Genomic DNA, 25,013 nt, shown 5'->3' with positions numbered 1-25,013 from the left:
CCGACACGCTTGGATAATAAGAAACTCGAACAAGGTCCGCGTGCCCCCATGAACCAGGAAAGTATCAGCCAATCCATTGCCATCGTTCACCCGATCACACTTTCCCATGGCCGTAATGCCGAAGTCTGGGACACTGACGGCAAACGTTACATCGACTTCGTCGGCGGTATCGGCGTGCTCAACCTGGGCCACTGCAACCCCGCTGTGGTCGAGGCCATCCAGGCTCAGGCCACCCGCCTGACCCATTACGCCTTCAACGCGGCCCCTCACGGCCCGTATCTGGCCCTGATGGAGCAACTGAGCCAGTTTGTGCCAGTCAGCTACCCACTGGCCGGCATGCTCACCAACAGCGGCGCGGAAGCGGCGGAAAACGCCCTGAAAGTGGCCCGCGGCGCCACCGGCAAACGCGCCATCATCGCGTTCGACGGCGGCTTCCATGGCCGCACCCTGGCCACCCTGAACCTCAATGGCAAGGTCGCCCCCTACAAGCAGCGGGTCGGCGAACTGCCCGGGCCGGTGTATCACCTGCCCTACCCCAGCGCGGATACCGGGGTTACCTGCGAGCAGGCGCTCAAGGCCATGGATCGCCTGTTCAGCGTCGAGCTGGCGGTGGAGGACGTCGCGGCGTTCATCTTCGAGCCAGTGCAGGGTGAAGGCGGCTTCCTTGCCCTGGAGCCGGCCTTCGCCCAGGCCCTGCGCCGCTTCTGCGACGAGCGTGGCATCCTGATCATCATCGACGAGATCCAGTCGGGCTTCGGCCGCACCGGCCAGCGCTTCGCGTTTCCGCGCCTGGGTATCGAGCCCGACCTGCTGCTGCTGGCCAAGAGCATCGCTGGCGGTATGCCGCTGGGTGCAGTGGTCGGGCGCAAGGAATTGATGGCGGCGCTGCCCAAGGGCGGCCTGGGTGGCACCTATTCAGGCAACCCGATTGCCTGTGCGGCGGCCTTGGCCAGCCTGGCGCAGATGACCGACGAAAACCTAGCAACCTGGGGGGAACGGCAGGAACAGGCCATCGTCAGCCGTTATGAGCGCTGGAAGGCTTCGGGCCTGAGCCCGTACATCGGCCGCCTGACCGGCGTGGGCGCCATGCGAGGGATCGAGTTCGCCAATGCCGATGGCAGCCCGGCACCGGCACAACTGGCCAAGGTGATGGAAGCGGCCCGCGCCAAGGGCCTGCTGCTGATGCCCAGCGGCAAGGCGCGGCACATCATTCGCCTGCTGGCACCGCTGACCATCGAGGCCGAGGTACTCGAGGAAGGGCTGGATATCCTCGAGCAGTGCCTGGCAGAACTGAACTGAGGCTTACAGGCCGAGTTCTTCCGGGGTAAGCATGTCGGACTCGAAGGCGATCCAGCCGCCTTCCAGTTCGGCATGGCCGTTGACGATCGGGCCGTAATAGGTCAGGCCGTTCTCAAGGGTTACGCAAATGTGCGTGGCCGGTTTCTCAGGGGCCGCGAGCGTACCGACGAAATGCACCTTCTTCAAGGTTTCGGTCACCGCTTCCAGGCCCACGCGCATCTTGGGGTTTTCCGAAGCCTCGGTATCTCCGCCACGGTCTTCAGCGCTGATGGTCACGGTGGCGATGTACGGGTACTTGATGCTCAAACGGGGTTACCTCGGTGGGTGTATAGGCGTACGGGCGCGTAGAGTACGGCAGGCCGTCTCTGTTGTCTCTACTGGCCTCTTCGCGGGCACGCCCGCTCCCACGGGGATCGCATGTTGCTCAGGGTACGCAGGGCACCTGTGCGGGGCGGGTCTGCCTGGGAAGAGCCGGGCCTGCAACAGGTGATCTGAATGCCCCGATCTGTTAGGGTGCCCGCCGATGCACGCCACACCACACGAGGATCCCGAGTGAGCGCCGAAGAACCCCTGATCGCCGACCTGTTCGAAGTCGACAAACGCCTGTCCCTCAAGCCCGTCGTGGACTTCAACAGCTACCTGCGCAACGCCTTCGGCGAGGGCCCATGCCGCTGCCACCGCTGCGTGGAAGGCGCCGACCAAAGCACCTACAGCCACGCGCACAACTTCACCTTCGAAGGCCGCCAGTGGCACCGCCGGTTCGCCACCACCGCCGGCAGCGACGTCGCCCAGGTGTTGAAAAAAGCCTGGCTGTCGTACACCAAGGCTGATCTCAACCTGGTCGGCGCGCTGGACCTGACCACCCTCAAGACCTTCACCGAGGCCGCCCTGTACACGCGCCTGCTGGCCTTGCTGCCGGCCAGCGGCCTGGCCCGTGAAGTAGATGGCCAGTGGATGCTGCAAGCCCAGGCCGACTGACAGCCCGGTGGCAGGGCAGGATTCCACCGGTCTGCTAACTTGGTGGAATCCGTCCACCCACAGGTAGTCCGCCATGGCCCGCACAACGCCCATCGAGCTGTACCGCAATATCGGCATCGTCGCCCACGTGGATGCCGGCAAGACCACGACCACCGAGCGGATCCTGTTCTACACCGGGGTCAACCACAAGATGGGCGAAGTGCACGATGGCGCGGCGACCATGGACTGGATGGCCCAGGAGCAGGAACGCGGCATCACCATCACCTCGGCGGCGACCACAGCGTTCTGGCAAGGCTCGACCAAGCAGTTCGCCCACAAGTACCGTTTCAACATCATCGACACCCCAGGCCACGTCGATTTCACCATCGAGGTGGAGCGCTCATTGCGCGTGCTCGATGGCGCGGTCGTGGTATTCAGCGGCGCGGACGGCGTCGAGCCGCAGTCCGAGACAGTCTGGCGCCAGGCCAACAAGTATCACGTGCCACGCTTGGCCTACATCAACAAGATGGACCGCCAGGGGGCCGACTTCCTGCGCGTGGTCAAGCAGATCGATCAGCGCCTGGGGCACCACCCGGTGCCCATCCAGCTGGCCATCGGCAGCGAAGAAAACTTCATGGGCCAGATCGACCTGGTGAAGATGAAGGCCATCTACTGGAACGATGCCGACCAGGGCACCAGCTACCGCGAAGAAGAAATCCCCGCCGAACTGAAGGCTCTGGCCGACGAATGGCGCGCGCACATGATCGAAGCTGCGGCCGAGGCCAATGACGAGCTGACCATGAAGTTTCTCGATGGCGAGGAGCTGAGCGTCGAAGAGATCAAGGCCGGGTTGCGCCAGCGCACCATCGCCAACGAAATCGTGCCGACCATCCTCGGCTCCTCTTTCAAGAACAAGGGCGTGCCGCTGATGCTCGATGCGGTAATCGATTACCTGCCCGCCCCCTCGGAAATTCCTGCCATCCGCGGCACCGACCCGGACGATGAAGAAAAGCACCTGGAACGGCACGCCGACGACAAAGAGCCGTTCTCGGCACTGGCTTTCAAGATCGCCACCGACCCGTTCGTCGGCACCCTCACCTTCGCCCGCGTTTATTCCGGCGTGCTCAGTTCAGGCAATGCGGTACTCAACTCGGTCAAAGGCAAGAAGGAACGCATCGGCCGCATGGTGCAGATGCACGCCAACCAGCGCGCAGAAATCAAGGACGTGTGTGCCGGCGATATCGCCGCGCTGATCGGCATGAAAGACGTGACCACCGGTGACACCCTGTGCGACATGGACAAGCCGATCATTCTCGAACGCATGGACTTCCCCGACCCGGTGATTTCCGTCGCAGTAGAGCCGAAAACCAAGGCCGACCAGGAAAAAATGGGGATCGCGCTGGGCAAGCTGGCCCAGGAAGACCCCTCATTCCGCGTGCGTACCGATGAAGAGACTGGCCAGACCATCATCTCGGGCATGGGCGAGCTGCACCTGGATATCATCGTCGACCGCATGCGCCGCGAGTTCAACGTCGAGGCCAACATCGGCAAGCCGCAGGTGGCCTACCGGGAAAAAATCCGCAATACCTGCGAGATCGAGGGGCGTTTCGTGCGCCAGTCCGGTGGCCGTGGCCAATACGGCCATTGCTGGATCCGTTTCGCCCCCGGTGATGAAGGCAAAGAAGGCCTGGAGTTCATCAACGAGATCGTCGGCGGCGTGGTACCCCGCGAGTACATCCCGGCAATCCAGAAGGGTATCGAAGAGCAAATGAAGAACGGCGTGCTTGCCGGCTACCCCCTGATCAACCTCAAGGCCGCCGTGTTCGACGGCTCGTACCACGATGTCGACTCCAACGAGATGGCCTACAAGATCGCCGCGTCAATGGCCACCAAGCAGTTGTCGCAGAAAGGCGGCGCAGTGTTGCTGGAGCCGGTGATGAAGGTAGAGGTGGTGACGCCCGAGGAATATCAGGGCGACATCCTCGGCGACTTGAGCCGACGTCGCGGCATGATCCAGGACGGTGATGAAACACCGGCTGGCAAGGTGATACGTGCCGAAGTGCCGTTGGGTGAAATGTTCGGCTACGCCACCTCGATGCGCTCGATGACCCAGGGCCGGGCCAGCTTCTCGATGGAGTTCACCCGCTATGCCGAGGCCCCGGCGAGCATTGCCGATGGCATCGTCAAGAAGAGCCGCGGAGAGTAAGCGGTTCTCCTGTGCCGGCCTCTTCGCGGGTAAACCCGCGCCTACAGGGGTATGCGATCCCCCGTAGGCGCGGGTTTACCCGCGAAGAAACCGACACAGACACCAACAGTTTTCAGTGCTGCTCGCCCGCCCGCTTCAACAGCTTCTTGCATCGCTCGGACAAATGCACCACGCGCAAATGCTTGCCCGCCTTGGCATAGCGCTCGCGCAGGGTTTTCAGCGCCGCAACCGCCGAATAGTCGACAAAGCTCAAATGCTGGCAATCCAGCGTGACCTGGGCCGGGTCCCCGGCCGTGTCGAACTGGTTGAGGAACGAGGTGGTCGAGGCAAAGAACAGCGTGCCATGCAGCTGATAACGCTTGCCGCCCTCCGCGTCCTCATGGGTGTCGGCATACAGCTCCCGCGCATGCTGCCAGGCAAAGTTGAGCGCCGCGATGATGATACCGAACAGCACTGCCATGGCCAGGTCGGTCAGCACCGTGACCACAGTCACCGCCACGATCGCCAGCACATCATTCACCGGCACCTTGTGCAACACCCGCAACGACGCCCAGGCAAAGGTCTGCTGGGCCACCACGAACATCACCCCGACCAGCGCCGCCAGGGGAATACGCTCGATCAGCGGCGACAGGAACAGCACGAACAGCAGAATCATTACCCCGGCCACTACCCCCGACAACCGGCCCCGGCCATTGGAGCTGAGGTTGATCACCGTCTGCCCGATCATCGCGCAGCCGCCCATGCCGCCGCACAGGCCCGACACCATGTTCGCAGCGCCCAATGCCACACACTCGCGGTCCGGGAAGCCACGGCTCTCGGTGATCTCATCGGTCAGATTGAGGGTGAGCAGGGTTTCCAGCAGGCCGACCATGGCCATCAGCACCGCGTAGGGGGCGATGATCTTCAGGGTTTCCAGATTCCAGGGCACCTCCGGCAGCGCCAGCCCCGGCAGGCCGCCGGCGATATGCGCCATGTCGCCCAGGGTGCGGGTAGGCAGCCCGAGCACGTACACCAGCAGGCCAACACCGAGGATCGCCACCAGGGCCGGCGGCACCGCACGGGTCAGTTTCGGCAGCACATAAACCACCGCCATGGTCAGCGCGACCAGGCCGATCATCAGGTACAGCGGCGTGCCACTGAGCCAGTGTTCGCCGTCCTTGAAATGCTCCAGCTGAGCCATGGCGATGACGATGGCCAGGCCGTTTACGAAGCCAAGCATGACCGGGTATGGCACCAGGCGCACCAGTTTGCCCAGGCGCAGCAGGCCGAACAGGATCATCACCACACCGCCCAGCAGCACCGTGGCCAGCAGGTACTGCACGCCGTGCTGCACCACCAAGGCGACGATCACCACCGCCATCGAGCCGGCAGCGCCTGAGATCATCCCCGGCCGCCCGCCGAACAGCGCCGTCAGGGTACAAATGATGAACGCGCCATACAGGCCCATCAGCGGGTTGAGATGGGCCACCAGGGCAAAGGCGATGCACTCGGGGACCAAGGCAAACGAGGTGGTAAGGCCGGCGAGCAGGTCGGCGCGTAGTCGGGCGGGCTTCATGGGCTTCCTGTGGTGCAGTCCTGACGGACGTTAGAAAAACGAGGGGCGCGATGTTACGGAATTTGTCTGACAGCGGCCACCGCTCAACGCACCCGTTCCAGGCTCTGCACGGCCAGGTCCAGCGCACGCTGCATGTCCAGGCGCGCCGAACGGCCCAGGTCCGGGTCGTTCAGGCGGCCACCACGCTCTGAGGGCAGGATCGGCGCCGTCAGGTCTTCGGCATCCATCGCTTCGAAATCCTGTTCGGCGCCCAGGGTCAAGGCACTGCGCCGCAACAGCATGCGCACCTGTTCCGGGGTAAGTGCCGGGTTGATCGACAGCATCGTCGCCACAGTGGCAGTCACCAAGGGTGTTGCGTACGACGTGCCGCAATGCGCAGCCTCGGCAGACACTGGGCGTATGCAGGCAGCAGCACTGACGTCCACGCGCATGTCGATATTGGAACTGTGACGCTTGCGCACGTGATCGTGGGCTTCAACTGCCGTAGCCTTGTCACTGCGCTGATGCCCGCCCACCACCAGCAATTGTTCGGTGATGAATGACGAAGGCAGGCGATATTCATCGGTCCCCGACCAGGACGCACCATTGCCCGCCGAATTCACCACCACCACATCAGGGTGCTCCTTGCGCAGCCAGAGGAAGAACTCCTCAAGTAACTCCTCGTAGCCACTCATTGCCAGCCCGGAGCGCACCAGCGAATCGACCTCATCACCCTTCACATTGCGTGCCCCGACCCGGTGAATGCCCCAGCTCCAGTTCAGCACCCGCACGCCATCTTCGACCAGGTTCACCGAGGCAGCGATGTTGGCGGTGATACCGGCATCCGAGTTGCGCTCTACCACCACCTCGAAGCCAGGGCTGTGCTTGCCCAGCCCTGGCAAAAAGCCCTCACCCTGCGCAGCGAGAATGCCTGCAACATGGCTGCCGTGGCCTGCCGGGCGATTACCATCGCGAGCGTAGAGGCATGTCTGGCCTTGTTCGCAGCCCCCTCGATAATGGCTGAACCCCGGGGCGTCAAAGTCCACTTCGCGCTCGATTACCCCGATCCGCACGGGCTTCACCGGCAAGCGAGAAGCGGCAATCCGGCGCCGGTAGAAATACAGCGCGTCCATGAAGCGGTTGGCGGCCCATTCGTCCGCCTGGTCGATGGCCCGGGTGCTGCGCCCATTGCCCTCCTCCCCGCGCTCGGGGCCGGACTCTTCGACAATCACGGCATCCACGCTGACTTCACTGCCCATGCGCAGGACCATCGCATCGCGCTGCACCAGGTCATCTACCGGCAAGCGCAGCTGGTAGACATTCAGCGGAGGTATGGCACCGACAACCTGGGCGCCGTATTTGCCGGCGATGCGCCGGGCCTCGTCGAGGCCGTCGTATTTTTCTTCGATCAACAGGCTGACCAGATCGACATAGGTGGTCAGGCCATCCATGTTCTTCGCCACTTCATCGGGCCCTGCGGCGATCACATGACTGCGTTGGCGGCTCAGCCATACCGGGTTGCTGGTGCGGCCGCCATCGGCCAGCCAGAGCGGGGCGCTGCGCTGGGCTTCTCTCGCCAGTTTCAAGGTTAGCCGGTCACCTTGGCGCTCGATATCGGCTTCTGACAGCCGCGTACCGCCGAGCCATACCGTTGGCAGATTTGCCCGGAGCCCTTCGACACGCAGGCACCATCGCTGCTGGCTATCGCTGAACAAGTCGCCGCAACGCTGCAGCTGCTTGATGCGCAGCGTGTCCGCTGCAGCCTGTGCACCAAGACTGCAAAGCCATAACAGCAAGATCAGGACACCCTTCATGCAATCACCCCACGCGCTCCCTGTGAGTGCGACTTACGGGGCACCTCAAAGGTTCACCTGTGGCTGACAACTGCCTGGTCGCGGGCGAGCCATTCGGCCATGGAAGTATCCTCCAACGCGTACTCGCCACGATTGGCCTTCCATACCAGCTCCTTGTCGCGCAGGGCATCGAGGGCCTTCTGTACGTTTGCCGTGTTGACGTTGGCTACCGCCTGGGCCTGCTCCAGCTTGCGGCTGACCTCATCCAGGGTTTGCTCGGTAAACGGGGAAAACGACTGCCGGCCCAGCGTGCGCTCGGCCATGACCTCTAGCACGGCCTGCTGCAACGGCGTAAGTTCGTTCCAAGCGCTTTCGTAGTCACTCCACACCCCGGCTTGATGGTTCAGCGCCCCATTGCGCAGCAGTTCACCCAGGTTGCCCGCCTCACCCAGGCCGACACTTACTTCGGCCAACAGTTTGTTGAGCATTTCCGGGCGCCGGCCGACCAATTCGAACGCGTATGCCAGGTCCTCTACCTTGAACTGGTTACTGTCGGCCAGGCGACGGTTCCACAAGGCGGTGATGAATTCGACATATTCACGCCCCAGCAACGGAAATGGCGTGATGCTGGCACCAAAGAATGGCTGCTTGCTCTTGAGTACCAGGTTGGCCAGCTTGTCGCGACTAGAGCCCGTGAACACCAGGCGCAAGCCGTCCGGACGGTCGCCACGGTTAAGGTGGTCACGCGCGGCTTTCAGCGCGAACATCGCATTAAGGCCATCTTCGCTGTTAAGGGCGTGCTGAGCCTCGTCGATGATCAGTACTACCAACTGCCCTGACACTTGATGCAACACGGCAAGCGCCTGGGCCAGGGTAGTACCCGCAGGCAGTTGCGGGCGGGTGAAATCCCAGCTCAGGGTGCGCAGCAGGTTGATCTTGTCGATACCGGCCTTTTTCGCGGTCCTGGCCAGCGCGCCTTCGAATCTGGCCAGCGCAGTACCGATGGCGCCGCTGATGAGCTGCGCAGGGGCGGCGTCGCGATCCGACCACAGGTCGACGTAAACCGGTAGCCAGCCGCGCTGTGCGCATTCCGGTATGAAGTCGTTGTTGAGGAAGGTGCTCTTGCCCGTACGCCGGGGCGCGGCCAGGAACATACCCGAGCTGTAATCGACCAACGACTCACCGGCCAGGTCTTGGGCCAGTGCGGTGGCCAACTGATGACGGCGTAGGAGCGGGCGAACGGGAGACATGCAATTAACCTCAATTATCTTGCCTACTATAATTTATAGCCTACAAGATAAACCAGGATAATACGACCGTCCGCAACAGTGCCGGCGTGATCCAGATCCGGCAAAAAGTCAGCAAATTTGCCATCATGTTGATTCCACCTGCGGAGATCATGGACATGCCGCTACGCCCCCTTTTCACCTCCCTGTTGCTGGTCGCCAGCCTCACCGCCCATGCCGCCACCGAGGTGGTGCCACTTCAGCATCGCAGCAGCGCCGAACTGCTGCCCGCCCTGCAGGCGTTCATCGGCAAGGACGGCACGGTCAGCGCCTTCGAGAACAAACTGATCGTCAACGCCAGCCCCGAGCGCATCGACGACCTGCGCGCCCTGCTGCAACAGCTGGATACCGCGCCCAAGCGCCTGCTGATCAGCGTCGACAACAACGACAGCAACTTCCAGGACAACCGCGGCAACGCACGCGTCATTCACTACGGCACCAGCAACCGCGACGGCGGCATGCAGCAGGTACAAGCCAGCGAAGGGCAACCGGCACTGATCCAGGTGGGCCAGAGCATCCCCATTACCAGCACCAGCACAGACGGCTATGGGCGCATTCAGAGCAACACCGAATACCGCAACGTGACCCAGGGCTTCTACGTGACCCCCAGCCTGAGCGGCGAAACGGTTCGTCTGCAAATAAGCAGCAATAATGACCGCATCAGCCATGAACGTGCAGATGTAGTGAAAGTACAAAGTACCGACACGACAGTCACGGGCAAGCTCGGCGAGTGGATCACCCTGGCGGGGTTCAACCAGCAGAGCCAAGCCGATCGCAGCGCATCAAGCCATACGTACAGCACCCAACGGGGTGAAAACATGACATTGCGGGTCAAAGTCGACCTTGTTGACTGATACCAGGCAATTCAAGGCTTCGACCAAAGGCCTTGAAACTGACTGGCAAGTCGCATTAGACCAAAGATGTAGTAAGCACAAAAAAGCACTACAAAACATTTGACAGGGTCTTTTTCCCAAGGGCATGATGGCCTCGCTCCCGCTAATCAGGGGCCCTGGCAAGGGCCTTCGAGGCGTGCTCCTCCCACCCCTGGAGGCGCCTCGTGTCTATACGGCCCACAAGGCGGTTCGACGGGATTGCGACTGCAACGAAGAAGTTGTCCCGAGGGACGGAAGCGCATCACCGCAGTACTGGCAATCGCGTCGCACCGCAGCAAGGCAACCACGAGCCGACCTGCCGGAGCACACCTTCGCCTGGTCTGCCCACCCTTCCCCTTCGAGCCTTCGCGTTCGCCGCCGCACTCCTGCGAACAGGACAGCCGCCAGGCACCTGATCTGCTCCGAGCATCAGCACAATTAACCCAAGATCGATGCGACGAGGTTTATTTCCATGGCACTGACACGCGAACAGCAAATTGCAGCCCTCGAGAAAGACTGGGCCGAAAACCCGCGCTGGAAAGGCGTGACCCGTACCTACACCGCCGCTGATGTCGTTCGCCTGCGTGGCTCCGTGCAACCTGAGCACACCTTTGCGCGTCAGGGCGCAGAAAAACTGTGGAAGCTGGTCACCGAAGGTGCCCACCCGTCCTTCCGCCCCGAAAAAGATTTCGTCAACTGCATGGGCGCCCTGACTGGCGGCCAGGCTGTACAACAGGTCAAGGCCGGCATCCAGGCCATCTACCTGTCCGGCTGGCAGGTTGCCGCCGACAACAACTCGGCCGAGTCGATGTACCCTGACCAGTCGCTGTACCCGGTCGACTCGGTACCGACCGTGGTCAAACGCATCAACAACGCGTTCCGCCGCGCCGACCAGATCCAGTGGAAAGCCGGCAAGAACCCGGGCGACGAAGGCTACATCGACTACTTCGCGCCCATCGTGGCCGACGCCGAAGCCGGTTTTGGTGGCGTTCTGAACGCCTACGAGCTGATGAAGAACATGATCGAAGCAGGCGCCGCCGGCGTGCACTTCGAAGACCAGCTGGCCTCGGTTAAAAAATGCGGCCACATGGGCGGCAAGGTGCTGGTGCCGACTCAGGAAGCTGTACAGAAGCTGGTGGCCGCTCGCCTGGCCGCTGACGTGTCGGGTGTACCGACCATCATTCTGGCCCGCACCGACGCCAACGCCGCCGACCTGCTGACCAGCGACTGTGACCCGTACGACCAGCCGTTCGTGGTTGGCGAGCGCACCCGCGAAGGCTTCTACAAGGTCCGTGCCGGCCTCGATCAGGCCATTGCCCGCGGCCTGGCCTATGCCCCTTACGCCGACCTGATCTGGTGCGAAACCGCCAAGCCGGACCTGGACGAAGCCCGCCGCTTCGCCGAAGCGATCAAGAAGGAGTACCCGGACCAGATCCTGTCGTACAACTGCTCGCCTTCCTTCAACTGGAAGAAAAACCTGGACGACGCCACCATCGCCAAGTTCCAGCGCGAACTGTCGGCCATGGGTTACAAGCATCAGTTCATCACCCTGGCCGGCATCCACAACATGTGGCACGGCATGTTCAACCTGGCGCACGACTACGCCCGCAACGACATGACCGCCTACGTGAAGCTGCAGGAGCAGGAATTCGCTGACGCCAGCAAGGGCTACACCTTCGTGGCGCACCAGCAGGAAGTGGGCACTGGCTACTTCGACGACATGACCACCGTGATCCAGGGTGGCGCTTCGTCGGTGACTGCACTGACCGGTTCGACCGAGGAAGAGCAGTTCCACTGATAGTGGGTTGCGGTTGAACAAAGGCCCGGGGCTTGTGAAAGCTCCGGGCCTTTGTTTTTACCCGAGAAAGAGCCGGGCCTGCTGGCCAATTTTTACCAGCCGTTCACCGTTGCCGCCGCTACCGTATTCGCGGGTAAACCCGCTCCTACACTAATCGGAAGGAGACACGCATCGGCGATTGGGCGCAGGCCGCTGCAGGAACGGGTTTACCCGCAAAAGGGCCGGCACAGGTCGCAGCAAAACCCCCGGATCAGGGCTATGCTTGTGGCAGCCCAGCAGCAAGGACCGCCCATGCCTCGTCCAAGCCACCTGATGATTCTCGCCCTGACCGCCGCTGCCCTCTATCTATATGCACTGGCCAGCGACAACACCCTGCTCGCCCTCATGACCAAACCCATCCCGGTGCTGGCCTTGATTGCCTGGCTGCGCAGCACCCCGGTTTCGCCTTATCGCACATGGATCTCGATCGGCCTGGCCTTCTCGGTACTCGGCGACATCCTGCTGGCCATCCCCGCCGACCTGTTCGTGTTCGGCTTGGCTGCTTTCCTTTGTGCCCACCTTGCTTACCTGCGCGGCTATTGCGGCATTACCCTGCGCCCCGCCCTGCCCGCACTGATCTTCAGCGCAATCACAGGCATCGCGCTGCTCGGTGTACTGGCCAGCCACGGCCTCGGCCCGTTGCTGATCCCGGTAGCGCTCTACGCCCTGGCCATCAGCGCCATGCTCTGGCGCGCACTGGCCTGCGGGGGAGTGGCAGCACTGGGTGCCGGCCTGTTCGTGTTCTCCGACAGCCTGATCGGCATCGACCGCTTCGTCAGCCCGTTCGCCGCCGCACCGTACCTGATCATCCTCGCCTACTGGCTCGGCCAATGGGCCATCGCTTCATCAGTCAGTCATCGCTCAACCGATAAAGTATTGACCCAGAGCGGTGCACGCAGGACCGAGAGCTGCTAGAACAAGGGTTTTTTGCAATTGCAAGTAGGGGGAATCGCCAGATGAACTTTACAAGGCACAGAAGAGCCAAATTCAACGGCAGCAGCTCAAATGATATTAATTATCATTACAGGAGTTGCAATTCGTTACCTGCAGCAAGAAACATAATTAACAAAACCGCGCGTAATGCCCGAATTTCAAGGCTCTCAGCCAGTTACGAACGGTTTTTGTACTTAATCCTACGAATAAATTTGCGACAGAAATTTTACTTGCACCAGGTTTACCCATAAAATCAGCCCGATTGATTCGGCTGCGACATTTGGTCACTGCATGTGCGACGCCAAGTCGCCGCTCTACACTTATTTCAGACTGCAGAGCTGGGTCTCTGTATAAGGATTTCTAGCATGTCCGATTCGGCAGGACTCATCGCCCACAACTGGGGCTTTGCCATCTTCCTCCTGGGTGTCGTCGGCCTGTGCGCCTTCATGCTCGGCCTGTCCAGCCTGCTCGGTAGCAAGGCTTGGGGCCGCGCCAAGAACGAACCCTTCGAATCCGGCATGCTGCCCGTCGGCAGCGCTCGCCTGCGCCTGTCCGCCAAATTCTATCTGGTCGCGATGCTGTTCGTGATCTTCGATATCGAAGCCCTCTTTCTCTTTGCATGGTCTGTGTCCGTCCGCGAAAGCGGCTGGACCGGATTCGTCGAAGCACTCGTTTTCATAGCAATTCTGTTGGCAGGTCTTGTCTACCTATGGCGCGTCGGGGCACTTGATTGGGCTCCCGAAGGTCGCCGCAAGCGGCAAGCGAAGCTGAAACAATGAGGCTTTGGCATGCAATACAATCTCACCAGAATCGATCCGGATGCGCCCAACGAGCAGTACCCGGTCGGTGAACGGGAAACCGTCACCGATCAACTGCTAGAGGACCAGGTCCACAAGAACATCTTCATGGGCAAACTTGAAGATGTGCTGCGTGGCGCGGTCAATTGGGGCCGTAAGAACTCCCTCTGGCCGTACAACTTCGGCCTGTCCTGCTGCTACGTGGAAATGACCACGGCCTTCACGGCACCCCACGACATCGCCCGCTTCGGCGCCGAAGTCATCCGGGCCTCGCCGCGTCAGGCCGACTTCATGGTCATTGCCGGTACCTGCTTCGTGAAGATGGCGCCGATCATCCAGCGCCTGTACGAGCAGATGCTCGAGCCAAAATGGGTCATCTCCATGGGTTCGTGCGCCAACTCCGGTGGCATGTACGACATCTACTCGGTCGTTCAGGGGGTCGACAAGTTCCTCCCCGTGGACGTCTATGTGCCTGGCTGCCCGCCACGCCCTGAGGCTTTCCTGCAAGGCTTGATGCTGCTGCAGGAGTCGATCGGCCAAGAACGACGCCCGCTTTCCTGGGTTGTTGGTGATCAAGGTATTTACCGTGCCGAGATGCCAGCCCAGAAAGACCTGCGTCGTGAGCAGCGCATTGCAGTAACCAACCTGCGCAGCCCCGACGAAGTCTGATCCAGCGACCTGCCGCCCGCTCCCGAAGGAGCCGGCGGCCTGGCTTCATTCTTAACGTTGACCCAAAGCGACCGAGACCATGACAGCGGACAACGCTATTTTCATTCCGCCCTACAAGGCTGACGACCAGGATGTGGTCGTCGAACTGAACAACCGTTTTGGCGCCGACGCATTCGTCGCCCAGGAAACCCGCACCGGCATGCCCGTGCTGTGGGTAAAACGCGCCCAGCTCAAAGAGGTGCTCAGCTTCCTGCGCGGCGTCGCCAAGCCTTACAGCATGCTGTACGACCTGCATGGCGTCGACGAGCGCCTGCGCACCCAGCGCCGTGGCCTGCCAGCCGCCGATTTCAGCGTGTTCTACCACCTGTTGTCGATCGAGCGTAACAGCGACGTGATGATCAAGGTGTCGCTCAGCGAAGGCGACCTGAACCTGCCGACCGTGACAGGCATCTGGCCAAACGCCAACTGGTACGAGCGCGAAGTCTGGGACATGTTCGGCATCGACTTTGCCGGCCACCCGCACCTCAGCCGCATCATGATGCCGCCGACCTGGGAAGGTCACCCGCTGCGCAAGGACTACCCTGCCCGTGCGACCGAGTTCGACCCCTACAGCCTGACCCTGGCCAAGCAGCAGCTTGAAGAGGAATCGGCTCGCTTCAACCCGGAAGCCTGGGGCATGAAGCGTCAGGGCGCCAACGAGGACTACATGTTCCTCAACCTCGGCCCCAACCACCCTTCGGCGCACGGTGCGTTCCGTATCGTCCTGCAGCTGGACGGTGAAGAAATCGTCGACTGCGTACCGGACATCGGCTACCACCACCGTGGCGCCGAAAAAATGGCCGAGCGCCAGTCCTGGCACAGCTTCATCCCCTATACCGACCGTATCGATTACCTCGGCGGGGTGATGAACAACCTGCCGTACGTGCTTGCGGTAGAGAAGCTGGCCGGCATCAAGGTGCCGCAGAAGGTCGACGTGATTCGCATCATGCTGGCCGAGTTCTTCCGCATCACCAGCCACCTGCTGTTCCTGGGTACCTACATCCAGGACGTCGGCGCCATGACCCCGGTGTTCTTCACCTTCACCGACCGCCAGCGCGCCTACACCGTGATCGAAGCGATCACCGGTTTCCGCCTGCACCCGGCCTGGTACCGCATCGGTGGCGTCGCCCACGACCTGCCACGTGGCTGGGACAAGCTGGTCAAGGACTTTGTCGAGTGGCTGCCCAAGCGCCTCGACGAATACACCAAGGCCGCCCTGCAAAACAGCATCCTCAAGGGCCGTACCATCGGCGTTGCCGCGTACAACACCAAGGAAGCGCTGGAATGGGGCACCACCGGTGCCGGCTTGCGTGCCACCGGTTGCAACTTCGACCTGCGTAAAGCCCGTCCTTACTCCGGCTACGAAAACTTCGAGTTCGAAGTACCGCTGGCCCACAACGGCGATGCCTACGATCGCTGCATGGTCCGTGTCGAGGAGATGCGTCAGAGTATCCGCATCATCGACCAGTGCCTGCGCAACATGCCGGAAGGCCCGTACAAGGCGGATCACCCGCTGACCACGCCGCCGCCGAAAGAGCGCACCCTGCAGCACATCGAAACCCTGATCACGCACTTCCTGCAAGTCTCGTGGGGCCCGGTCATGCCGGCCAACGAGTCGTTCCAGATGATCGAAGCGACCAAGGGCATCAACAGTTACTACCTGACGAGCGATGGCGGCACCATGAGCTACCGCACCCGGATCCGCACCCCGAGCTACCCGCACCTGCAGCAGATCCCTTCGGTGATCAAAGGCAGCATGGTTGCCGACCTCATTGCGTACCTGGGCAGTATCGACTTCGTTATGGCTGACGTGGACCGCTAAGCATGAACAGCACGCTTATCCAGACAGACCGTTTCGCCCTGAGCGAAACCGAGCGCTCGGCCATCGAGCACGAAATGCATCACTATGAGGACCCGCGCGCGGCGTCCATCGAAGCCCTGAAGATCGTCCAGAAGGAGCGTGGCTGGGTGCCGGACGGCGCCATTCACGCCATCGGCGAAGTGCTGGGCATTCCGGCCAGCGACGTCGAGGGTGTCGCCACCTTCTACAGCCAGATCTTCCGCCAACCGGTCGGCCGCCACATCATCCGCGTGTGCGACAGCATGGTCTGCTACATCGGCGGCCATGAGTCGGTCGTCAGCCAGATCCAGAGCGAGCTGGGCATCGGCCTCGGCCAGACCACCGCCGACGGCCGTTTCACCCTGCTGCCCGTGTGCTGCCTGGGCAACTGCGACAAGGCCCCGGCACTGATGATCGACGACGACACCTTCGGCGACGTGCAGCCGGCTGGCGTTTCCAAACTGCTGGAGGGTTACGTATGACCATTACTTCCTTCGGCCCGGCCAACCGCATCGCGCGCTCGGCCGAAACCCACCCGCTGACCTGGCGCCTGCGTGACGACGGCGAGCCGGTCTGGCTGGCCGAGTACGAATCGAAGAACGGCTACGCCGCAGCCCGCAAGGCGCTGGCGCAAATGTCCGCCGACGACATCGTGCAAAGCGTCAAGGACTCCGGCCTCAAAGGCCGTGGCGGCGCAGGCTTCCCCACTGGCGTGAAGTGGGGCCTGATGCCCAAAGACGAATCCATGAACATCCGCTACCTGCTGTGCAACGCGGACGAAATGGAGCCGAACACCTGGAAGGACCGCATGCTGATGGAGCAACAGCCCCATCTGCTGGTCGAGGGCATGCTGATCAGCGCCCGCGCCCTGAAGGCCTACCGCGGCTACATCTTCCTGCGTGGCGAGTACACCACCGCAGCGAAAAACCTCAACCGCGCCATCGATGAAGCCAAGGCCGCCGGCCTGCTGGGCAAGAACATCCTGGGCAGCGGTTTCGATTTCGAGCTGTTCGTGCACACCGGTGCCGGCCGCTACATCTGCGGTGAAGAAACCGCGCTGATCAACTCGCTGGAAGGCCGCCGCGCCAACCCGCGCTCCAAGCCGCCCTTCCCTGCCGCCGTTGGCGTGTGGGGCAAGCCGACGTGCGTGAACAACGTCGAGACCCTGTGCAACGTCCCGGCCATCGTCGCCAACGGCAACGACTGGTACAAGTCGCTGGCCCGCGAAGGCAGCGAAGACCATGGCACCAAGCTGATGGGCTTCTCCGGCAAGGTAAAGAACCCAGGCCTGTGGGAACTGCCCTTTGGCGTTACCGCGCGCGAATTGTTCGAAGACTACGCCGGTGGCATGCGCGATGGCTTCAAGCTCAAGTGCTGGCAGCCAGGCGGCGCCGGTACCGGCTTCCTGCTGCCCGAGCACCTCGATGCGCAGATGTACGCCGGTGGCATCGCCAAGGTTGGCACCCGTATGGGTACTGGCCTGGCCATGGCGGTCGACGACAGCATCAACATGGTGTCGCTGCTGCGCAACATGGAAGAGTTCTTTGCCCGCGAATCGTGCGGCTGGTGCACGCCATGCCGTGACGGCCTGCCGTGGAGCGTGAAGATGCTGCGTGCACTGGAAAGAGGCCAGGGCCGCGCCGAGGACATCGAGACGCTGCTGGGGCTGGTCAACTTCCTCGGCCCGGGCCGTACCTTCTGTGCTCACGCACCGGGTGCCGTCGAGCCGCTTGGCAGTGCCATCAAATACTTCCGCTCGGAGTTCGAGGCCGGTGTGGCGCCAGAAAGCGCTGCCACCCTGCGCCCCGACCTGGCGAAGCCGATCGTGGTCGGCGCATAACAAGATGATTAGGCGGGTGGTCCGTGCCACTCGCCAGCTTACCGGCAGGCCCGAGCAATCGAGGCGTGTCGCAAGCTCACCGATTTCCATTAGCCACGCCCGCTCACGCGGGCCAACGAAGAACTTTGAACAATGGCCACTATCCACGTAGACGGCAAAGCGCTCGAAGTCAACGGTGCAGACAACCTGTTACAGGCGTGTCTGTCGCTCGGCCTCGACATCCCTTATTTCTGCTGGCACCCGGCGCTTGGTAGCGTTGGCGCCTGCCGGCAGTGCGCAGTCAAGCAGTACACCGACGAGAACGACACCCGTGGTCGTATCGTCATGTCCTGCATGACCCCTGCTTCCGACGGCACCTGGATTTCCATCGACGATGAAGAGTCGAAGGCGTTCCGCGCCAGCGTCGTCGAATGGCTGATGACCAACCACCCGCACGACTGCCCGGTGTGCGAGGAAGGCGGTCACTGCCACCTGCAGGACATGACGGTAATGACCGGCCACAACGAGCGCCGCTACCGTTTCACCAAGCGTACCCACCAGAACCAGGACCTCGGCCCGTTCATCGCCCATGAGATGAACCGCTGCATCGCCTGCTACCGCTGCGTGCGCTACTACAAGGACTACGCCGGTGGTACCGACCTGGGCGTCTACGGCGCCCACGACAACGTGTACTTCGGCCGTGTCGAAGACGGCGTGCTGGAAAGCGAGTTCTCCGGCAACCTGACCGAGGTCTGCCCGACCGGCGTATTCACCGACAAGACCCACTCCGAGCGCTACAACCGCAAGTGGGACATGCAGTTTGCCCCGAGCATCTGCCATGGCTGCTCCAGCGGCTGCAACATCAGCCCGGGCGAGCGCTACGGCGAACTGCGCCGTATCGAAAACCGCTTCAACGGTTCGGTCAACCAGTACTTCCTGTGCGACCGCGGCCGCTTCGGCTACGGCTACGTCAACCGCAAGGACCGCCCACGCCAGCCACAACTGGCCGACGGTACCAAGCTGGGCCTGGACGCCGCCCTGGACAAGGCCGCCGACCTGCTGCGCGGCCGTACCATCGTCGGTATCGGCTCGCCACGCGCCAGCCTCGAAAGCAACTACGGCCTGCGTGAGCTGGTCGGCGCCGAGTACTTCTACTCGGGCATGGAAGCGGGCGAACTGGCCCGCGTACGCCTGGCCCTGAACGTGCTGAACAACAGCCCGCTGCCCGTGCCGACCCTGCGCGACATCGAAGACCACGACGCCGTGTTCGTGCTCGGTGAAGACCTGACCCAGACCGCTGCCCGCGTTGCCCTGGCCGTGCGCCAGGCCACCAAAGGCAAGGCCGAGGCCATGGCCGAAGCAATGAAAGTGCAGCCTTGGCTCGACGCTGCCGTGAAGAACATCGGCCAGCACGCGCTGTACCCGCTGTTCATCGCGTCCCTGGCGGAAACCAAGCTGGACGACGTCGCCGAAGAGTGCGTACACGCCGCGCCGGCCGACCTGGCCCGCATCGGTTTCGCCGTGGCCCACGCCATCGACCCGAGCGCCCCTGCCGTCGCCGGCCTGGACGACGAAGCCAAGGCCCTGGCCCAGCGCATCGCCGACGCCCTGGTTGCCGCCAAGCGCCCACTGGTCGTAGCCGGTACTTCGCTGGCCGACCCGGCGCTGATCGAAGCGGCTGCCAACATCGCCAAGGCCCTGAAGCTGCGCGAGAAAAATGGCTCGCTGAGCCTGGTGGTGCCTGAGGCCAACAGCCTCGGCCTGGCCATGCTCGGTGGCGAGTCGGTCGATGCCGCCCTGGACGCGGTCATCAGCGGCAAAGCTGACGCCATCGTCGTGCTGGAAAACGACCTGTACGCCCGCGTACCGGCCGCCAAGGTCGATGCAGCCCTGGCTGCAGCCAAGGTGGTGATCGTTGCCGACCACTCCAAAACCGCCACCGTCGACCGCGCCCACCTGGTGCTGCCGGCCGCCTCGTTCGCCGAGGGTGACGGTACCCTGGTCAGCCAGGAAGGCCGTGCCCAGCGCTTCTTCCAGGTGTTCGACCCGCAGTACCTGGACAGCAGCATCCAGATCCACGAAGGCTGGCGCTGGATGCACGCCCTGCGTGCCACCCTGCTGAACAAGCCGGTCGACTGGACCCAGCTGGACCACGTCACCAGCGCCTGCGCCGAAGCCGCCCCGCAACTGGCCGGCATCGTCAACGCCGCGCCAAGCGCCGCGTTCCGCATCAAGGGCATGAAGCTGGCCCGTGAGCCGCTGCGCTACTCCGGCCGTACCGCCATGCGTGCCAACATCAGCGTGCACGAGCCGCGCACCCCGCAAGACAAGGACACCGCGTTCGCCTTCTCCATGGAAGGCTACTCGGGTTCGGCCGAACCGCGCCAGCAGGTGCCGTTCGCCTGGTCGCCGGGCTGGAACTCCCCACAAGCCTGGAACAAGTTTCAGGACGAGGTCGGTGGCCACCTGCGTGCCGGTGACCCAGGCGTGCGCCTGATCGAATCGCAAGGCGACCGCCTGAACTGGTTCAACGCCATTCCGGGGGCCTTCAACCCGGCCCGTGGTACCTGGACTGCCGTACCGTTCTTCCACCTGTTCGGCAGCGAAGAAAGCTCCTCGCGCGCCGCCCCGGTTCAAGAACGCATCCCGGCTGCCTACGTGGCCCTGGCCAAGTCCGAAGCCGACCGCCTGGGCGTCAACGAGGGTGCCCTGCTGAGCCTGAACGTCGCCGGTGTGGCCCTGCGCCTGCCGCTGCGTATCAATGAAGAGCTGGGCGCAGGCCTGGTCGCGCTGCCGAAAGGCCTGGCTGGCATTCCGCCTGCCATCTTCGGTGCATCCGTCGAAGGTCTGCAGGAGGCAGCACAATGAGCTGGTTCACCCCCGAAGTGATCGATGTGATCCTCACCGTGCTGCGGGCCATCGTGGTCCTGCTGGCCGTGGTGGTCTGCGGTGCGCTGCTCAGCTTCGTCGAGCGCCGCCTGCTGGGCTGGTGGCAGGACCGTTACGGTCCGAACCGCGTCGGCCCGTTCGGCATGTTCCAGATCGCTGCCGACATGCTGAAGATGTTCTTCAAGGAAGACTGGAACCCACCCTTCGTCGACCGCGTGATCTTCACCCTGGCACCGGTAGTGGCCATGAGCGCCCTGCTGATCGCCTTCGTGGTCATCCCGATCACCCCGACCTGGGGCGTTGCCGACCTGAACATCGGCCTGCTGTTCTTCTTCGCCATGGCCGGCCTGTCGGTCTACGCGGTGCTGTTCGCCGGCTGGTCGTCGAACAACAAGTACGCCCTGCTGGGCAGCTTGCGTGCTTCGGCACAGACCGTGTCGTACGAGGTGTTCCTGGGCCTGGCGCTGATGGGCGTGGTGGTGCAGGTGGGCTCGTTCAACATGCGCGACATCGTTGAGTACCAGGCGCAGAACCTGTGGTTCATCATTCCGCAGTTCTTCGGCTTCTGTACCTTCTTCATCGCTGGCGTCGCCGTGACTCACCGTCACCCGTTCGACCAGCCGGAAGCAGAACAGGAACTGGCCGACGGCTACCACATCGAGTATGCCGGCATGAAGTGGGGCATGTTCTTCGTCGGTGAGTACATCGGCATCATCCTCATCTCGGCGCTGCTGGTAACCCTGTTCTTCGGTGGCTGGCACGGCCCGTTCGGCATCCTGCCGCAACTGTCGTTCCTGTGGTTCGCCCTGAAGACCGCGTTCTTCATCATGCTGTTCATCCTGCTGCGCGCCTCGATCCCGCGCCCACGCTATGACCAGGTGATGGACTTCAGCTGGAAGTTCTGCCTGCCGCTGACCCTGATCAATTTGCTGGTGACCGCTGCGATCGTGCTCTACAACACGCCAGCCGTCGCGGCCCAGTGAGGATTTGACCCATGTTCAAGTATATCGGCGACATCGTTAAGGGCACCGGCACCCAGCTGCGCAGCCTGGCAATGGTGTTCTCCCACGGGTTCCGCAAGCGCGACACCCTGCAGTACCCCGAAGAACCCGTGTACCTGCCGCCGCGCTACCGCGGCCGCATCGTCCTCACCCGCGACCCCGATGGCGAGGAGCGCTGCGTAGCGTGCAACCTGTGCGCGGTGGCCTGCCCGGTTGGCTGCATTTCGCTGCAGAAGGCCGAGACCGAGGACGGCCGCTGGTACCCGGAGTTCTTCCGCATCAACTTCTCGCGTTGCATTTTCTGCGGCCTGTGTGAAGAAGCGTGCCCGACCACCGCGATCCAGCTGACTCCGGATTTCGAAATGGCCGAGTTCAAGCGTCAGGACCTGGTGTACGAGAAAGAAGATCTGCTGATCTCCGGCCCCGGCAAGAACCCTGACTACAACTTCTACCGTGTTGCGGGTATGGCAATCGCTGGCAAGCCGAAGGGCTCTGCACAGAACGAAGCCGAGCCGATCAACGTGAAGAGCTTGCTCCCATAAGGACAGAAAGATGGAATTCGCTTTCTACTTCGCATCCGGGATCGCCGTGGTCTCCACCCTTCGGGTGGTAACCGGCACCAACCCCGTGCACGCCTTGCTTTACCTGATCATTTCGCTGATTTCCGTGGCCATGATCTTCTTCGCCCTGGGTGCGCCGTTCGCCGGCGCCCTGGAAGTGATCGCCTACGCCGGCGCCATCATGGTGCTGTTCGTGTTCGTGGTGATGATGCTCAACCTCGGGCCGGCTTCGGTCGCCCAGGAACGGGGCTGGCTCAAGCCCGGTATCTGGGCAGGGCCGGTGATCCTCGGCACCCTGCTGCTGGCGGAGCTGCTGTACGTGCTGTTCGTCGCCCCGAGCGGCGCCGGCATCAGCGGTACCACCGTGGGCCCGAAAGCCGTGGGCATCAGCCTGTTCGGCCCTTACCTGCTGGTGGTCGAACTGGCGTCGATGCTGCTGCTGGCTGCAGCCGTCACCGCCTTCCACCTGGGCCGCAACGAGGCGAAGGAGTAAATCATGGGTGCTATCCCTCTCGAGCATGGTCTGGCGGTCGCCGGCATCCTGTTCTGCTTAGGTCTGGTTGGCCTGATGGTCCGCCGCAACATCCTCTTCGTGCTCATGAGCCTGGAAGTCATGATGAACGCCTCTGCCCTGGCGTTCGTCGTCGCCGGTGCCCGTTGGGTCCAGCCCGACGGCCAGGTGATGTTCATTCTGGTGATCAGCCTGGCAGCCGCCGAGGCCAGCATTGGCCTGGCCATCCTGCTGCAGCTGTATCGCCGCTTCCACACTCTCGACATCGATGCTGCCAGTGAGATGCGCGGATGAACCTTCTCTTCCTGACTTTCGTCTTTCCCCTCATCGGCTTCCTGCTGCTGTCGTTCTCGCGCGGACGGTTCTCGGAGAACCTGTCCGCCCTGATCGGCGTCGGCTCGGTAGGCCTGTCGGCCGCCACGGCCGCTTACGTCATCTGGCAGTTCAACGTCGCCCCGCCTGAGGGCGGCGCGTACAGCCAGCTGCTGTGGCAGTGGATGTCGGTGGACGGCTTCGCGCCGAACTTCACCCTGTACCTGGACGGCCTGTCGGTCACCATGCTCGGTGTGGTGACCGGTGTCGGCTTCCTGATCCACCTGTTCGCATCCTGGTACATGCGTGGCGAAGCCGGCTACTCGCGCTTCTTCTCGTACACCAACCTGTTCATCGCCAGCATGCTGTTCCTGATCCTTGGCGATAACCTGCTGTTCATCTACTTCGGCTGGGAAGGCGTGGGCCTGTGCTCGTACCTGTTGATCGGTTTCTACTACAGCAACCGCAACAACGGTAACGCCGCACTCAAGGCATTCATCGTCACCCGTATCGGCGACGTGTTCATGGCCATCGGCCTGTTCATCCTGTTCGCCCAGCTGGGCACCCTGAACGTGCAGGAACTGCTGGTGCTGGCACCGCAGAAGTTCCAGGCTGGCGACACCTGGATGGTGCTGGCCACGCTGATGCTGCTGGGTGGTGCGGTCGGTAAATCGGCACAGCTGCCACTGCAGACCTGGCTGGCCGACGCCATGGCGGGCCCGACTCCGGTTTCGGCACTGATCCACGCCGCAACCATGGTGACCGCGGGCGTGTACCTGATCGCCCGTACCAACGGCCTGTTCCTGCTGGCGCCGGACATCCTGCACCTTGTAGGTGTGGTCGGTGGCGTGACCCTGGTACTGGCAGGCTTCGCTGCGCTGGTACAGACCGATATCAAGCGTATCCTCGCCTACTCGACCATGAGCCAGATCGGCTACATGTTCCTGGCCCTGGGCGTGGGTGCCTGGGACGCGGCGATCTTCCACCTGATGACCCACGCCTTCTTCAAGGCCCTGCTGTTCCTTGCCTCCGGTGCGGTGATCGTTGCCTGCCACCACGAGCAGAACATCTTCAAGATGGGCGGCCTGTGGAAGAAGCTGCCGCTGGCCTACGCCAGCTTCGTGGTCGGTGGTGCGGCACTGGCGGCCCTGCCGATCGTGACCGTAGGCTTCTACTCCAAGGACGAGATCCTCTGGGAAGCCTTCGCCAGCGGCAACACCGGCCTGCTGTATGCCGGCCTGGTAGGCGCGTTCATGACCTCGCTGTACACCTTCCGCCTGATCTTCATCGCCTTCCACGGCGAAGCCAAGACCGAAGCCCACGCGGGCCACGGCATCAGCCACTGGCTGCCGCTGGGCGTGCTGATCGTGCTGTCGACCTTCGTCGGCGCCTGGATCACCCCGCCGCTGGCCGGTGTGCTGCCTGAAAGCGCCGGCCATGCCGGTGGCGAAGCCAAGCACGCGCTGGAGATCACCTCGGGTGCCATCGCCATCGCCGGTATCCTGCTGGCCGCCCTGCTGTTCCTGGGCAAGCGCCGCTTCGTCAGCGCCGTCGCCAACAGTGGCATCGGTCGCGTCCTGTCGGCCTGGTGGTTCGCTGCCTGGGGCTTCGACTGGATCTACGACAAGCTTTTCGTCAAACCGTACCTGCTGATCAGCCACATCCTGCGCAAGGACCCGGTTGACCGCACCATCGGCCTGATTCCTCGGATGGCGCGTGGTGGCCACGTGGCCATGAGCAAGACCGAGACTGGCCAACTGCGCTGGTACACCGCCTCTATCGCCGTGGGTGCCGTGCTGGTGCTCGGTGCCGTGGTAGTGGCTGTGGTATGACTATGAATCTTGCGACTTTGCCAAAGG

Annotated in this window: 21 protein-coding genes; 17 read left to right on the top strand and 4 right to left on the bottom strand. The window is 62.7% G+C overall.

Annotated features, from left to right (window positions below; translation table 11 throughout):
* The first annotated feature begins 48 nt into the window (after positions 1-48).
* A complete protein-coding gene (locus ACF8Q6_RS09245) occupies positions 49-1,299 on the top strand; it encodes an aspartate aminotransferase family protein (protein WP_392491389.1) in 1,251 nt (416 codons plus the stop codon).
* Between the two features lie 3 nt (positions 1,300-1,302).
* Here ACF8Q6_RS09245 and ACF8Q6_RS09240 read toward each other — a convergent pair whose 3' ends face one another.
* Positions 1,303-1,605, bottom strand: a complete 303-nt coding sequence (locus ACF8Q6_RS09240; RefSeq protein ID WP_014590324.1) for a hypothetical protein — start codon at positions 1,603-1,605, stop codon at positions 1,303-1,305.
* A gap of 246 nt (positions 1,606-1,851) precedes the next feature.
* Between ACF8Q6_RS09240 and ACF8Q6_RS09235 the strand changes: the two genes are divergently transcribed.
* Together ACF8Q6_RS09235 and fusA are read left to right on the top strand one after the other, a co-directional pair.
* A complete protein-coding gene (locus ACF8Q6_RS09235) occupies positions 1,852-2,277 on the top strand; it encodes a hypothetical protein (protein ID WP_392491388.1) in 426 nt (141 codons plus the stop codon).
* A gap of 73 nt (positions 2,278-2,350) precedes the next feature.
* The gene (gene fusA, locus ACF8Q6_RS09230; RefSeq protein WP_014755922.1) at positions 2,351-4,462 is read left to right on the top strand and encodes an elongation factor G; all 2,112 of its coding nucleotides are present in this window, start codon (positions 2,351-2,353) and stop codon (positions 4,460-4,462) included.
* A 112-nt stretch (positions 4,463-4,574) separates the two neighbouring features.
* Here fusA and ACF8Q6_RS09225 read toward each other — a convergent pair whose 3' ends face one another.
* The 3 genes from ACF8Q6_RS09225 to ACF8Q6_RS09215 form a co-directional block, all read right to left on the bottom strand.
* The gene (locus ACF8Q6_RS09225) at positions 4,575-6,017 is read right to left on the bottom strand and encodes a SulP family inorganic anion transporter (protein ID WP_003251409.1); all 1,443 of its coding nucleotides are present in this window, start codon (positions 6,015-6,017) and stop codon (positions 4,575-4,577) included.
* A gap of 83 nt (positions 6,018-6,100) precedes the next feature.
* Positions 6,101-7,810, bottom strand: coding sequence for a S8/S53 family peptidase (locus ACF8Q6_RS09220; RefSeq protein WP_392490729.1), 1,710 nt, complete (start codon positions 7,808-7,810; stop codon positions 6,101-6,103).
* Between the two features lie 53 nt (positions 7,811-7,863).
* Positions 7,864-9,039: a hypothetical protein gene (locus ACF8Q6_RS09215; protein ID WP_392490730.1), complete on the bottom strand. Its 1,176-nt coding sequence runs from the start codon at positions 9,037-9,039 to the stop codon at positions 7,864-7,866.
* A 125-nt stretch (positions 9,040-9,164) separates the two neighbouring features.
* Here ACF8Q6_RS09215 and ACF8Q6_RS09210 point away from each other — a divergent pair, with 125 nt between their 5' ends.
* The 14 genes from ACF8Q6_RS09210 to nuoL all read left to right on the top strand — a co-directional run bounded on the left by ACF8Q6_RS09210 (position 9,165) and on the right by nuoL (position 24,986).
* Positions 9,165-9,929: a secretin N-terminal domain-containing protein gene (locus ACF8Q6_RS09210; RefSeq protein ID WP_173879731.1), complete on the top strand. Its 765-nt coding sequence runs from the start codon at positions 9,165-9,167 to the stop codon at positions 9,927-9,929.
* Positions 9,930-10,419: 490 nt separating this feature from the next.
* Entirely contained in the window at positions 10,420-11,745 is a 1,326-nt protein-coding gene (gene aceA, locus ACF8Q6_RS09205; RefSeq protein WP_012051772.1) for an isocitrate lyase, read from the top strand.
* Between the two features lie 291 nt (positions 11,746-12,036).
* A complete protein-coding gene (locus ACF8Q6_RS09200; protein WP_014861250.1) occupies positions 12,037-12,699 on the top strand; it encodes a lysoplasmalogenase in 663 nt (220 codons plus the stop codon).
* A gap of 383 nt (positions 12,700-13,082) precedes the next feature.
* The gene (locus ACF8Q6_RS09195) at positions 13,083-13,496 is read left to right on the top strand and encodes an NADH-quinone oxidoreductase subunit A (RefSeq protein ID WP_003251427.1); all 414 of its coding nucleotides are present in this window, start codon (positions 13,083-13,085) and stop codon (positions 13,494-13,496) included.
* Positions 13,497-13,505: 9 nt separating this feature from the next.
* On the top strand, positions 13,506-14,183 hold the full coding sequence (locus ACF8Q6_RS09190) for an NADH-quinone oxidoreductase subunit B family protein (protein ID WP_003251429.1): 678 nt from the start codon (positions 13,506-13,508) through the stop codon (positions 14,181-14,183).
* 79 nt (positions 14,184-14,262) lie between these two features.
* A complete protein-coding gene (gene nuoC / locus ACF8Q6_RS09185; protein ID WP_010954900.1) occupies positions 14,263-16,044 on the top strand; it encodes an NADH-quinone oxidoreductase subunit C/D in 1,782 nt (593 codons plus the stop codon).
* A 2-nt stretch (positions 16,045-16,046) separates the two neighbouring features.
* Positions 16,047-16,544, top strand: coding sequence for an NADH-quinone oxidoreductase subunit NuoE (nuoE, locus tag ACF8Q6_RS09180; RefSeq protein ID WP_003251433.1), 498 nt, complete (start codon positions 16,047-16,049; stop codon positions 16,542-16,544).
* The gene (nuoF, locus tag ACF8Q6_RS09175) at positions 16,541-17,902 is read left to right on the top strand and encodes an NADH-quinone oxidoreductase subunit NuoF (RefSeq protein ID WP_020192000.1); all 1,362 of its coding nucleotides are present in this window, start codon (positions 16,541-16,543) and stop codon (positions 17,900-17,902) included. The genes nuoE and nuoF overlap by 4 nt, the downstream gene beginning before the upstream one ends.
* A 132-nt stretch (positions 17,903-18,034) precedes the next feature.
* Positions 18,035-20,749 (top strand): NADH-quinone oxidoreductase subunit NuoG, encoded by a 2,715-nt coding sequence (gene nuoG / locus ACF8Q6_RS09170; RefSeq protein ID WP_012051769.1) that lies wholly within the window; start codon positions 18,035-18,037, stop codon positions 20,747-20,749.
* Positions 20,746-21,753 (top strand): NADH-quinone oxidoreductase subunit NuoH, encoded by a 1,008-nt coding sequence (nuoH, locus tag ACF8Q6_RS09165; protein WP_003251440.1) that lies wholly within the window; start codon positions 20,746-20,748, stop codon positions 21,751-21,753. The genes nuoG and nuoH overlap by 4 nt, the downstream gene beginning before the upstream one ends.
* An 11-nt stretch (positions 21,754-21,764) precedes the next feature.
* Positions 21,765-22,313: an NADH-quinone oxidoreductase subunit NuoI gene (gene nuoI / locus ACF8Q6_RS09160; protein WP_003251442.1), complete on the top strand. Its 549-nt coding sequence runs from the start codon at positions 21,765-21,767 to the stop codon at positions 22,311-22,313.
* A gap of 10 nt (positions 22,314-22,323) precedes the next feature.
* On the top strand, positions 22,324-22,824 hold the full coding sequence (nuoJ, locus tag ACF8Q6_RS09155; protein ID WP_003251444.1) for an NADH-quinone oxidoreductase subunit J: 501 nt from the start codon (positions 22,324-22,326) through the stop codon (positions 22,822-22,824).
* A 3-nt stretch (positions 22,825-22,827) separates the two neighbouring features.
* On the top strand, positions 22,828-23,136 hold the full coding sequence (gene nuoK / locus ACF8Q6_RS09150) for an NADH-quinone oxidoreductase subunit NuoK (RefSeq protein ID WP_003251446.1): 309 nt from the start codon (positions 22,828-22,830) through the stop codon (positions 23,134-23,136).
* Complete coding sequence (gene nuoL, locus ACF8Q6_RS09145) at positions 23,133-24,986, top strand: NADH-quinone oxidoreductase subunit L (RefSeq protein ID WP_392489851.1); 1,854 nt, start codon at positions 23,133-23,135, stop codon at positions 24,984-24,986. Before nuoK ends, nuoL begins: the two co-directional genes overlap by 4 nt.
* The last annotated feature ends 27 nt before the right edge of the window (positions 24,987-25,013 follow it).

Origin of the sequence: Pseudomonas sp. GLN_2, assembly GCF_043106005.1 — a bacterium.
Taxonomy (GTDB): Bacteria; Pseudomonadota; Gammaproteobacteria; order Pseudomonadales; family Pseudomonadaceae; genus Aquipseudomonas; species Aquipseudomonas alloputida.
This window is presented reverse-complemented; position numbering and strand designations above follow the sequence as displayed.